This is a genomic window from Vibrio mediterranei, from assembly GCF_900088415.1.
Lineage (GTDB): Bacteria > Pseudomonadota > Gammaproteobacteria > Enterobacterales > Vibrionaceae > Vibrio > Vibrio mediterranei.
On the sequence record NZ_FLLQ01000005.1, the window covers coordinates 220,350 to 233,028 of the forward strand.

The 12,679-nt window shown below is 44.1% G+C and carries 9 protein-coding genes; 5 read left to right on the forward strand and 4 right to left on the reverse strand.

The genetic code is table 11. The annotated features are described in order from the left end of the window. Positions 1-75 precede the first annotated feature (75 nt). From VME0621_RS15965 to phhA, 4 genes are all read right to left on the reverse strand, one after another. Complete coding sequence (locus VME0621_RS15965; protein WP_062458469.1) at positions 76-3,204, reverse strand: efflux RND transporter permease subunit; 3,129 nt, start codon at positions 3,202-3,204, stop codon at positions 76-78. Then, complete coding sequence (locus VME0621_RS15970; RefSeq protein ID WP_062458473.1) at positions 3,197-4,363, reverse strand: efflux RND transporter periplasmic adaptor subunit; 1,167 nt, start codon at positions 4,361-4,363, stop codon at positions 3,197-3,199. The genes VME0621_RS15965 and VME0621_RS15970 overlap by 8 nt, the downstream gene beginning before the upstream one ends. A gap of 165 nt (positions 4,364-4,528) precedes the next feature. Continuing rightward, positions 4,529-4,864 carry a 4a-hydroxytetrahydrobiopterin dehydratase gene (locus VME0621_RS15975; RefSeq protein ID WP_062458476.1) on the reverse strand — a complete coding sequence of 112 codons (336 nt, stop codon included), beginning with the start codon at positions 4,862-4,864 and terminating at the stop codon, positions 4,529-4,531. Further along, positions 4,857-5,648 carry a phenylalanine 4-monooxygenase gene (gene phhA / locus VME0621_RS15980; RefSeq protein ID WP_062458479.1) on the reverse strand — a complete coding sequence of 264 codons (792 nt, stop codon included), beginning with the start codon at positions 5,646-5,648 and terminating at the stop codon, positions 4,857-4,859. The genes VME0621_RS15975 and phhA overlap by 8 nt, the downstream gene beginning before the upstream one ends. A 225-nt stretch (positions 5,649-5,873) precedes the next feature. On the opposite strand from phhA, the gene VME0621_RS15985 reads away from it, so the two are divergent. The 5 genes from VME0621_RS15985 (at position 5,874) to VME0621_RS16005 (ending at position 12,674) form a co-directional block, all read left to right on the forward strand. Beyond that, positions 5,874-7,853, forward strand: coding sequence for an acetoacetate--CoA ligase (locus VME0621_RS15985; RefSeq protein WP_062458481.1), 1,980 nt, complete (start codon positions 5,874-5,876; stop codon positions 7,851-7,853). A gap of 342 nt (positions 7,854-8,195) precedes the next feature. Beyond that, a complete protein-coding gene (locus VME0621_RS15990) occupies positions 8,196-8,924 on the forward strand; it encodes a glycosyltransferase family 2 protein (RefSeq protein WP_062458485.1) in 729 nt (242 codons plus the stop codon). 54 nt (positions 8,925-8,978) lie between these two features. Continuing rightward, the gene (locus tag VME0621_RS15995; protein WP_062458487.1) at positions 8,979-10,271 is read left to right on the forward strand and encodes an LssY C-terminal domain-containing protein; all 1,293 of its coding nucleotides are present in this window, start codon (positions 8,979-8,981) and stop codon (positions 10,269-10,271) included. A 548-nt stretch (positions 10,272-10,819) separates the two neighbouring features. Further along, the gene (locus VME0621_RS16000; protein WP_062458491.1) at positions 10,820-11,320 is read left to right on the forward strand and encodes a toxin-activating lysine-acyltransferase; all 501 of its coding nucleotides are present in this window, start codon (positions 10,820-10,822) and stop codon (positions 11,318-11,320) included. Next, positions 11,310-12,674, forward strand: a complete 1,365-nt coding sequence (locus tag VME0621_RS16005; RefSeq protein WP_062458494.1) for a protein adenylyltransferase SelO family protein — start codon at positions 11,310-11,312, stop codon at positions 12,672-12,674. The genes VME0621_RS16000 and VME0621_RS16005 overlap by 11 nt, the downstream gene beginning before the upstream one ends. The last annotated feature ends 5 nt before the right edge of the window (positions 12,675-12,679 follow it).

Sequence of the window (12,679 nt, forward strand, 5' to 3'; positions counted from 1 at the left end):
TCTGGCATACAGCACCAAAGGGAAAGGTTAGTTTTAATGATTACAATGAATTAAAATCGAAAACCATCACAACAATCATACTGCTGTTGTGTTTTGATTATCTTTAACTGGAAAGTACACTCGTTTCAGTTTGCTAAAAGCTTTGCCTATATCCTCAAGAATCACATATAAGCACGGAACGGCAATGAGAGTTACGACGGTGGCGTACATCACAGCAAAGCCTAAAGCAACTGCCATAGGTTTAACAAACGCCGCCTGAAGACTGGTCTCGAACATGATGGGCAACACCCCAAAGAACGTAGTGATAGAGGTCAGCGTTATCGCCCTAAACCTCGAGCAGCCAGCTTCAACCACGGCTTGCTTCGCACAATCACACCGCGCTTTGATTTGGTTGACGTAATCAGTCATCACTAACGAGTCATTAATCACAACTCCCGCCGCCGCAATCAAACCAAATGTGGACATCATGCTCATATCAAGGCCATAGAAATAGTGCCCCCATATCGCACCTGTTAGGCTAAACGGAATAACAGACATAATGATAAACGGCTGGGCATAACTTTTTAATGGCACAGCCAATAGAATGTAAACCGTTATCATCCCTGCGATAAAGAACACTATCTGCTCTGCTTTTTGCTTTTGCTGTTCCTCAATGGTGCCACCTAACTCAGTTTTCACTTCAGGGAATTGAGCGCGTAGTTCCGGAAGCACATTATTTTCAATATTCTTCACTGCTCTATCGGGTTCAATCACCGCTTCGTCAATAGAACCATAGATATAAACCGTTCTAAAACCATTCTCTCGTCGTATTTGGTTGATGCCCGGCTTACTGGTGATATTAACCACATCGCCCAACATCACTTTTTTGCCTGATGGGGTATTAATCAAGGCATAGCGCAGTGAAGAGAACGCTTCTCGGGTCAACTTAGGGTAGCGAACCATTACCCTGACTTCTTCAGTATTCCGAAGTACTCGCTGCGCCTCTCCACCATAAAAGCTGCCTCCAACCTGCGACGCTACATTAGCGAGATCCAGTCCGAGATCATAAGCCACAGGTTTTAGCGAAAGTTGTACTTCGCGACTGCCCGTATCCATCGAGGAGCTGATATCAAACAACCCCGTTTGGAGCTGAAGCTTTGAAATAAGCTCACGTCCAGCGGCATTCAGCACTTCCATATCAGGGCCATACAGCAAATAACCAAACTCATCGCCCTCTTCGCCACCAGCCACATTATCGTTAATAACAATGGATTTCAGGCCGACAATCGTCGGCATTTTTTCACGCCAACGACGAGACAGCTCAAACGCATCGACTGGACGCACGTCTTCATCAACAAGAGGAAGGATGATCATGCCTTCGGTGCGACTAGTATTAATCGTCATCATGTCACGAATAACAGGCTGCCCGTACTCTTGCTCTATATCCTTGTCGACCTCACTCACCACTTTTTCAAGGGTGAGTAAGGCATCAATCGTTTGTTCATCGGACGCATTGCTGTTCATCTCAATTTTGATCATTGGAAAGTCAGACGGAACTTTAGGGCTGGGGATCATACGCACATGGCCTGAAGTCAGCATTGCCGCACTAATAACCAAAATTGCGATAAAGCCAGCCATCACAGACCAACGCCACTCCACACACCACGACACGGTGCGCTTGTAAGGCCCATTAACAAAACGGAAAAATGAGCGATTGAAACGGGCACGATAACTGTTCTCTTTGACCGGAGTAAATTTGGTATGAGCCAAATGCGCTGGCAGGATGAGTTTTGACTCTATCAAGCTGAAAATCAGACAGAAAATAACAACGATAGAAAGACCATAGAAAAAAGCCTTCTCTGGTCCTGTCGAGAATAAGAACGGAACAAACACAGCAATAGTTGTCAGGACCCCAAATGTTGCAGGGGTTGCGACACGCTGAGCGCCACGCACGACATTAGTGACCCCTCCACCTTCTTTTTCAACCTCGGTGTAGACACTTTCTCCTATGACGATGGCGTCATCTACCACAATACCGAGCACCATAATAAACGCGAACAGTGTGATGATATTGATACTGACATCAAACAGCGGCATCAGCATAACCGCTCCTAAGAAACAGACCGGTAAACCAACCATAACCCACATAGCTAAGCGGAATCGCAGGAAAATCGTCAGCAAAACCGCTACCAAAACCGCACCTTGCAATAGGTTCTTGAGCATCATATCCAGTCGAGCATTCAAATAGAACGTCATATCCATTAAGGTGTTGAGCTGAATACCATGAGGCAACGTTTGATTTCTTGCGTCAATAAAGCGCTTCACCGTCTCAGCGACAGGCACCATATTTTGGGTTTTGGTTGCCTTAACCGTCAAATAGATACCGTTCTCACCTGAATACTTAAAGTAGTGTTGACCTTCAGTAAACTCGTCTTTAATTTTGGCAATATCACCCAATAAGACCTTGGAGCCATTGGCGCCGACTTTGACGGGTATCTGCCGAAATTCAAAACCATCGTAGTACTGGTTCTCAATTCGAATCGACACTAAACCCGTACTAGTCCTGACTTGTCCTGCGGAGAAATTTGCCGAATATTTTTGAATCGCCGCTACTACATCGTCAAGCGTTAGATCATAGGTTCGTAGCTCATCTGGGTGAATTTCAATACCGATTTCATCGGGAGGAGAGCTGACTTCAACCAAAGAAACGTCATTAAGCTGTAATAGTTCTTTCTCTACCTGCTTCGCAATGGTTTTCAGCTCTGATAACGACGTATTGCCTGACAGCACCATACCAATAACGTCTTGCTTAAACTCTATCTGCGTGACCTTAATCGGCTCCATCGCCTTGGGGAAACTAGCTATGGCATCGACTCGCTGCTTTGCCTTATCCAGTACTTCCATTAGGTTTGCCTTGGTATCAATTTCCAAGGTTACCGCACCGCCACCTCGATAAGCGTCAGTCACCGCTTTTTTAATCTCGGTGACATCTTTCAGAGACTCTTCCACTTTGATTAGGATCGTCTCTTCTATTTCCTGAGCAGAAACCCCTGGGTAGGATGCAGTCACATTAATGTAGTTGATTTCAAAATTTGGAAACATCTGGCGCTGAATCAGAAAGTAACTGACGGTTCCCATGATCAAGATAAACGCCATCAAAAGGTTGGCGGCTACCGAGTTATTGGCAAAAAGGGCGATAATGCCGCGTTGAGTGGACTTACTCACTGGCTTCTCCTTGGTTCACCAATACCTCTGAATTACTATTCGAGCGAATCACCGACATTCCAATTTGCGGGAACTCGGGCACAGTTAATACCAGCTCATCGCCTGTTTTCACACCAGAATCGATAAAGAAGTTTGCCTGCTCTTCACGCAAAACATGGACACTTTTAGGGACGAGCTTGTCTTCTTGATCAACAATCCAGACTCGCTCATCAGTGACCAACTCTTGCGGCACTTTAAACAGGTTTGGGATCTGTTTACCGTTGAAGACCACTTCAACATATGAACCAAAAGGTAATGGTTTGGCATCCGTTGTCAGCGCATAAGGGTCCTTGATTCGAATCACTAGGTTTGCCATACGCGTAGCACTGTCTACCACTCCTAGATCTCGCATAATCACACCATCTCGAACCGAGTTAGTGCGACCTTTAGAAATGACGTCGGCTTTCACTCCTACAATATTGTCAGGTAAGAAAGGCGCGTCGAAGCCTGCAATAGGTACCATCACTTCTGCTGATTCAATGTTGTTCAGCTCCGCAACTTGTGCGCCCGAAGTAATGTACTGACCAACACCGATGCTTCTGGAGACCACCAACGCATCATAAGGCGCTTCAACTTCACAGTTGGCAAGATCACGATTGGCTCTGCGCAATGCAGCCTGCGCCGATTTAACGCTGGCCTCTGCGCTTAGCACTTGAGGAATACGCAGATAGAGGTCCGAGACTTGGGTATCTTTAATTTTCTTTGCCTGTCTTTCGGCAACTTTCGCCTTAGCACGCTCTTCAATTAAGGCCGCTTGCGCCTGCGCGAGTTGTGCTTGGGCTTGCAGCACCGATGCTTGATAGTTATCTTTTTCGATGGTGAAAAGAATTTCGCCGCGTTTTACCACGCCACCTGCCACAAAGTTCGGATGCCAACTGGTAACTTCACCGGAAACTTGTGTTGATAACGCAGTACGCTCAAGTGGCACTACCTCACCAAAACTTGAGATTTGCACCTGATGATTTTCGGCTTTTAGGATTTGGGTTTTAACTCTTGGGACGGTATCGACTTGTTTTTGGTCTTCAATTTCTGGAGCCGTTTGCTCCACTAGCATAAAGCCACCAGCGGCCACACCTAAAATCGCGAATGGTAGAATCCATTTAATACTGCGCTTGAACATAGCTTCCCTTGATTTATATTCTTCTGCTTTGATTATTGTACGTAATTTCAGCTAGAGAAACTGTAAGGAAACCTCATCTTTTTCTGTGTTTGTGTGAAGAGCAGCAATAAGAACAAGAAGGTATGCATCACAACATACCTTCTACACTAGATTCATTCGATGGGATTATGAGTGCGACAGCGAATCACATTTAGCCGCGCAGATAAAATCGTTTTGGTGTAATCCTTTTATTGAGTGGCTCCACCAAGTCACGGTTACCTTCCCCCACTCCAAAAGAATTGCAGGGTGATGAAACTCATCTTCTGCTAGCTCAGCAATCTTATTAGAAAAGGCCCAAGCCACCTTAAAGTTCTTAAAACTAAACTGTTTTTCTAACTGAGGAATGCCATCTCTCTCGATAATGCTCCAGCCGTTCAGTTCTGTCAGTAGTTGTTGCTGTTCTTCCTTCGTTAATGCCAGTGCATCGCTACTACACGCTTCACAGCGCAGTTCATTAAGCATGAGTCTTATCCTTTGGTTCAAATAGTGGTGGCAACAATCCAGCGTTCATCGCTCGATTAACGTATTCGGTGAGACCGCCCGATCGTAGTTGGTATAGTTGGTCAATATCGTCCAGTACAAAGTAGGTCGGCTGCATGATATCAATGCGGTACGGAGTTCTTAACACGGTATCCAAGTCGAAAGCTTGGCGCAGTGCTCGTTCATCATCTAACGCATAGAGAGTTTCTCCCGGTGAAGAGAGAATTCCACCGCCGTAAATTTTAGTTAGACCGTTTTGTTCCACTAAACCAAACTCAACGGTAAACCAGTACAGTCGAGCCAAATATACTCGCTGTTTGGCGTCAGCATCACTGCCTAGCTTGCCGTAGATTCGAGTAAATTCGGCAAATTGCGGATTGGTCAACATGGCACAATGACCAAATACCTCATGAAAGAAGTCGGGCTCTTGTAAGTAGTCAAACTCTTCTCTCGACCGCAAAAACGTCGCAACAGGAAACTTGCGGTCGGCCAATAACGCGAAAAATCGGTCAAAATCAATAAGCGCCGGTACTGGCTCCACTTGCCACCCCGTTTCTCTATGTAGCACTCGGTTAATTTCAGGTAGCTGCGGAACACGATCAAGGGGTAGATCTAACAAGTCTAGGCCGTGCAAATACTCCTTACACGCTCTCTCTTTCACCAAATCGAGCTGTCGAACAACCAAGTCATGCCATATCTGATCTTCCTCGCTGCTCCACTCCACAAAACCGAGCTCGTTCACAGGTTTTGATACGTACTGAGTCATCTCGTCACCATTAACAACTTTGTTACATTAAGCCTATGTGCGGAGAAATTTGCTGACAATAATTCAATCAGACTCTAATGCGCATCGCGGTGTAACAATTTATTTACATTTGAACGAATTCTTTCGACTTATCAATATATTGTTTTCAGCTCCCTCAATTTGACGTATTGAGGATTCGCACCAAAACTTAATCACAATTCATCGCATTAAGTACAAAGGAAGCGCATGCCAAATAACGACATGGATCACATCCCACTCTGGTCGCCTTCTCCCGAGCGAGTCGAGGGTTCTCATCTCAAAGCCTTTATGCAAGTACTGGAACAACAAGGGCTCAGCTTTAGTGATTATGCTCATTTGCATCAGTGGTCCATCAGCCAGCCAGAGTCCTTTTGGAATGAAGTATGGGATTATTGTGGCGTAGTTGGAGACAGGCATGCGCCGAGCTGCCAGTTAGGTTCGCCAAAATGGGACAAACCTGTCGTCGCTAGAGACACGCTCTGGTTCCCCAATGCGACATTAAATTATGCCGAAAATCTCCTAGCTTACGGCAAGGCTCACCCTTCTGAACTTGCTATTTACTTTCAGAACGAAAATCATCAGTCGTCTCACCTTACTTGGCAGCAGTTAATTGAGCAGGTCTCCATCGTCCAACAATGGCTTATTGAGTTGGGTATTGCTGAAGGCGATGTCGTAGCGGGCTATTTGCCACATATTCCTCATACAGTTATCGCCATGCTCGCAGCAACCAGTTTAGGTGCGATATGGACTTCCACCTCTCCCGATTTTGGCGTGGACAGTGTCATCGAAAGGTTTGGGCAAGTTGAACCTAAAATCCTATTCTGCTGCGACGGTTACCATTTCAATGGCAAGGCTTTCGGAATGATTGAGAAAAACCAAAGCCTTATCGACGCTCTGCCTTCGATTACCCAAGCTTGCCTGATTCGCTATTCTGACCAGCACGATACTCAAATGGAAAATGCCGTGGATTGGGACTCCCTAGCACGGCGTTTTTCGCCTACGCCAGTCGCCTTCCATCGCGTTAAGTTTAATGCACCTTTGTTCGTTCTCTACTCTTCGGGGACAACAGGCAAACCAAAATGTATTGTTCATTCTGTCGGTGGCACTACTATCAACCACTTGAAAGAACATCAACTCCATTGTGATATCAAGCCCCAAGACCGCGTGTTCTATTACACCACTTGTGGTTGGATGATGTGGAACTGGCAAGTCTCTGCCTTGGCATCGGGGGCAACATTGGTGATATTTGATGGCAGCCCTGTCTATCCCAAAGTAAACACCCTTTGGCAACTCGCTCATAAAACTGAGGTCACTCTGTTTGGCACATCTGCAAAGTACCTTGAGACTTTACAAAAGCTCCATTACCAACCCAACGAACACTTCGCTTTACCACAACTCAAAACACTGTGTTCAACAGGCTCCGTCCTTTATCCGCAACAGTTTGATTTCGTCTATGAGGCGATAAAACCAGACTTGCATCTGGCTTCTATATCAGGGGGAACCGATATTTGTGGCTGTTTTGTCTTGGGTAACCCTGTGTCCCCAGTCTACAGAGGAGAATGCCAAGCACCGGGACTAGGGCTGGATGTAAAAGTATTCAATGAACAGGGTAATAGCGTGATTGAACAGCGTGGAGAGCTGGTATGTCGCAACAGTTTTCCCAATCAGCCTATCGGTTTTTGGAGCGATAAGGGCGAACGCTATCACCATGCGTATTGGGCTGAATTCCCAGGAGTTTGGAATCATGGCGACGATGTAATGCAAAGTCCTACTGGCGGTATGACCTTTTTTGGTCGAAGTGACGCTACTCTAAATCCAGGGGGCGTAAGGATCGGCACAGCTGAAATCTATCAGCAAGTGAATCAACTTGAGCAGGTGACCGATTCAATTGCCGTTGGTAGAAACCGAGATGGTAACGAAACCGTGGTGTTGTTTGTGCAGCTCAAAGATACTGAGACATTAGACGACAACCTTAAACAACAGATTAAACAACGTTTAAAAGCACATTGCTCCCCTCGCCATGTTCCTTCTGAAATTTATACCATTAGTGAAGTACCACGCACCAAATCAGGCAAATTAGTGGAGTTGGCGGTGAAACAAACACTTCATGGGCAGCAAGTCAAAAACAAAGGGGCGATAGCAAACCCATGGGTGTTGGATGAGGTAAAATCTCTCTCACTTCCTTAGAGCTCATAAAAGCTTCAGTTATGAGCTCTTCCATTGTTTACAACGAACTCAAACGAAACATAAAAAAGAAGAAAAAGACCAGATAACAGGAAAATGTCAATGTAAGGTTTAAATACTTCATTCAGCATGAGCTCCTTTGTCTGTTGATTCTTTTATAGCAAAGCCAAGCGTATTGATTGAGGAATTATGGATATTCCAACAAGATATGTAATTAAATTTGTCAGACCTCAACTAGCCCTCTGAAAATTAACCGAATATGAATTGCCTTCTCATCAAAGGTTAAGCACAGCCACTTCATAATCCAATCATCAACAAACACCTAATGAACAAAGGGACTGGATTATGAAACCACTAAGCATTGTTATTATCACTCTTAACGAAGAGAAAAGAATCGCTCGCCTACTCAGTGACTTAAGCTGTCAAACCTACCAAAACTTCGAAGTGATTGTCGTTGACTCCAACAGTGATGACCGCACTTGTGAAGTGGCCGAAAAATATCGTCCAGCCCTTCCTGAATTGACTGTTCACACAATGGAAACACGTGGTGTCAGCTTAGGACGCAATACCGGCGCTAAGTTAGCCAAACATGAACGACTATTATTCTTAGATGCTGATGTCCGCTTAGACAAAGACTTTATAGAGAAAGCAATGACCAAGCTTGAAGAAGAGAAGCTTGAAGTTGCGGGCATTTATATGGGTTCACGTAAGCTTGCTCCCGCCTACAAAGCAGGTTACGGAGTCTTCAATGCAGGGTTATTTACCACACAGTTCTTTTTCCCAACCGCCGTGGGTGCATGTATTTTCTCTACCAAACGTGCTCATGAGGAAATTGGCGGATTTGATGAAAGTATCGTGCTATGCGAAGACTGTAACTACGTCAAAAAAGCCGCTAAGACATGGCGCTTTAGATTCTTACCGCTGAGCTTCCAGTTTGACCCACGCCGCCTTGAGCAAGATGGTTTCTTCAAAATGGGATTCACTTATTTCAAAGCCAATGTTCGCCGATTTTTCTTTGGCGAAATGCGCAACAACGAGATGGAATACAAGTTCGGTCACTACCAACAGCAGTAACCAATCATACAAATCCAATCAAAACGGCAAAAACTAAGGACGTAAGGAATCGTTATGTTTGAGACATTGGGACTGTTTCTCGGCTCTTTCTTTGACGCAGTCATTGGCCCTAACCTCGTGGTTCCGGGAGAACCCTTTATGATTGCCGCGGGATATCAACTTTATAGCGGTGGATATCTCGCTGTTATCGCGGTACTAATTGGCGGCTTGCTCGGTGATCAACTTAGCTTCTTCATTGGTCGTCATTACGGTTTTAGCGCACAAAAGAAGCTCCTTCGCTGGCAGCCAAAAATACGCAGACCGCTAGCTCGATGTCGCCTTCTTATGAACCGCAATTCATTCTGGGTGATTGCCTTTGCAAGGCTACTAGGCCCTATCGCTTGGGTTGTGCCATTTATGGCAGGGACCAACCATATTCGTTGGCGTAAATTTTCTCTGTATGCCTTGATAGGTTTATTGTTAGGTGTGGGGCAATTTGTTGTTTGGGGCTACCTGTTAGCCGCTGGTGTGGACAATGTGCCAGTGTTAGGTGAGATGGCGACCTTCATCTCAGAACACAAATACACGTTAGGGCTAAGCATAGCGTCCTTAGCTCTATTCTATTTTGGTCTTAAAAAGCAGTGGCGTTATGCTTGGCTGAAAGCGAGCAGCTTTTTGCTAGTAGGCATGTTAGCACTCAACTACTCGCATTTTTTTTGGTTCAGCGACGATACCGTCGTCACCACCACTACCGACACTCAAAACAAAGTGGTTGATGTCAAAGGACTAAACTTTAAGGTTTTCGCTGGTCAGTCGTCGATTTACTCAGCTCAAGCCGTAAACGTGGTCTATTTGGGTGAAACTCCCAAGAACCTAATGCAGCAGCTAGGGTGGATTGAAAATAAAACATTTTCACGCAGCGAGCTTGAATTCTCCGACTACGTCAATTTGCTGAAAACCAAAACACCACCAGTCTCTGATTTGATGTGGAACGGGCAGCCACAAGACCTTGCGTTTCAATTACCGGGAACGCTAACTAAACGCTCGCATATTCGATGGTGGAATGCAGGTATAGACAAACAAACCAGAGAAACTGTATGGGTGGGTGCACTTAGCTATGATAACGGCCTAACAATCACACCATATGGCGGTATTATCACCATCTTGCACAGCGTGGCTCCTGACGTCGACTCCGAGCGTGACAAGCTTAAGCAAGATGTATTTCGACTAAACGCTCAATGGAATGCTGAGAATCTTAAGCTTGCTACTGTGACAGCGAAAAACGACAGTCACGATTATTATACTGATGGCAAGGTGCTTGTTGTGTCACAGCAAATGCCTGTTAAGAGTTTTACGAATGTCTTTTAATATGCAGGGAATACACCGCAAACTATTAGTTCTTCTAAGTCACTATAAAGCCTTCAATTAGGGCATCAGATTTAAGTACGTCTTTTGCCCAATTTCTTCAGGGTTACGTCATTCCTGCGGAAGCAGGAATCTAATTACAATGTTCGCATCATTTCATTAAATGTCGTTCGTCTTTACCCCTTCTTGTGCTTCACATCTACCCCCCTAATATTCGTCATTCCCGTAAAAAGGGAATCTCCAACAGCGCGTCGTAAATCCAACCTATATAACTTACTCTTTCATTTAGAGTGTTCTACGCACTTCAGGAGACTTTCATTTTCACAGAAATGAAAGTCTCATTGATACCCCTTAAAAACTTAGCTCATTTCAACAAGCATACTTTATCCGTGAATTAAGCAACAAAGCTCGTACAGCAATGAAATAGTTATGTTTATCAATAAAGTTAATGTGTGTTGTGAGACGAAGGAAAGCGTTAGTGAAGGTGTGTCTATTTAAGTTCTAATTTCTAATATAGGGAGTAATAACTCACACCGTCACTGTAGGTTGTAATGAGAAAAACTTCGGTTTCTTCAGTTAATAGTCAAATTTCCGGTTTACCTTATGGTCCTTTATCAAAGATAGAAGTGACTCATGAATTAGGGCAATTTTTGGAGGTAATGGCTAAATGTGCTTCACGCAGGGAACTCAACCTTGCGTCATTCCTGCATTGGATAAAACCAGCGGTAATTCATAGGCAATACAAGTTTTTAAAGTTATCTAGTGATGTTGGATTCACCGGATACGTTATCTGGGCGTGGGTTGATGATTCAACACTATCTAATTATATGACTCAACCTAGATTCTCACTTAAGCCAATGCATTGGAATGGGGGATGTAATCTGATTGTTGTTGACTGGTTTGTCGAAAGAAACAGATTAAGTCAATTGAAGGCGCTATATAAGCATGTAATTTCCTCTACAAAAATAAGTACAAGAGAGGTCAATATTTGTATTCGAGACGAACATGGAAATATTATCAAAACAAATAAACGGAGTATTTATGGATGCTGAACTTCTGACAACACATAAATATGTTAGAAAAGACAATACTCCTTATTTTGATAAACATTTACCTAAAGAGTCCTTTGTATTATTTGATACATACAAGCTAAAAGACACTCAAGTGGTTTGGATCAATAAGGCGCTTACACAAGAATATGAAATTGAACTTGATGATAATGCCATTAAAAGTGAGTTGATCGAGAACTTTAGTTACGTGTCGAAGGGCTATGCCGAGAAGAAACGAATTATCACTAATGATAAAAAACAGTTCATGGCAGATCAGTATGGCTCTCGACATGAAATATGCAATGGTGGCAGTGCAAGGTGTGGGTTAAATGGCCATTTTCAAATAAAAGGAATTGGCCGTAACCCTTTGGTTGCTGCAAATATGTCTGAAAGTCATTCACACGGCAAGTTATTTATAGATGAGGCGATCAATGAAGCGATTTGGGGAGAAATCTGCCACAAATATTTGCCCTATGGAGCAATACGCACGTTAGCTATTATCAAGACTAACGTAAAGCATAAGTTTGGGTACTTGGATAAAGCGCCCGATAAACATTGCGCCCTAACAATAAGGGAAGTGTCTATACGCCCTGCCCACTTTGAGCGTTGCTCCTTTTTTTGGCCAGAGGAGAGCTACAAACATCTTCGTGATAATGATGCCAATCGCGTGAGAAAGGCTGCGCCCTATTTCTCGAAATTATTGTTAAGTGGAAAGGAAAAAGCTTCTCTTGATAATGCACTAGATAAAATGATCAATCGATTGGCTTGCCAAATTGCAGCATCTAGAGTCAAAGGCATCCCACATGGTTCCTTAACGAGCTCAAACGTATCGGTTGATGGTCGATTCTTAGATTTTGGCACAATAACGGCTGTACCAGACTTCGGCAACTATGTTCTGGCAAATGGTGTCGGGGCTGTCTGGGATGACCATGAACTTATAGAATCCTGGCTAGTTAACTTCATTGACACGCTGAATCACTACTCGCAAGGCGAATTAACTCCAGGTCAAATTAGAGAATATTCATCATATTTTTCGAGGTTACTTGATGAATATGAGAACAAGTTCTTGTTAACAGAGCTAGGACTTAAGGATCATTCAATATCGAACTTACAACAAGCGAGTCAATTAAAAGAGCGCCTAAAAAGTGCTGAGCGAAGGTTTATTACTCGCTTTAATGACCATGAATTTCGTCAGGATGTTCTCATAGAAGCAAAGGATCTCGGGCTCGATGTCGATTCTGTTGGGTTTCCTTTGCGAAAGGCTAAATATTCATCCTTTACCATGCTTCAAGGGCACTTGAACACAGAATACGACTATCAATCGGTTAGTCAGCTTATTAACGATTACGTATCATGAGTGAG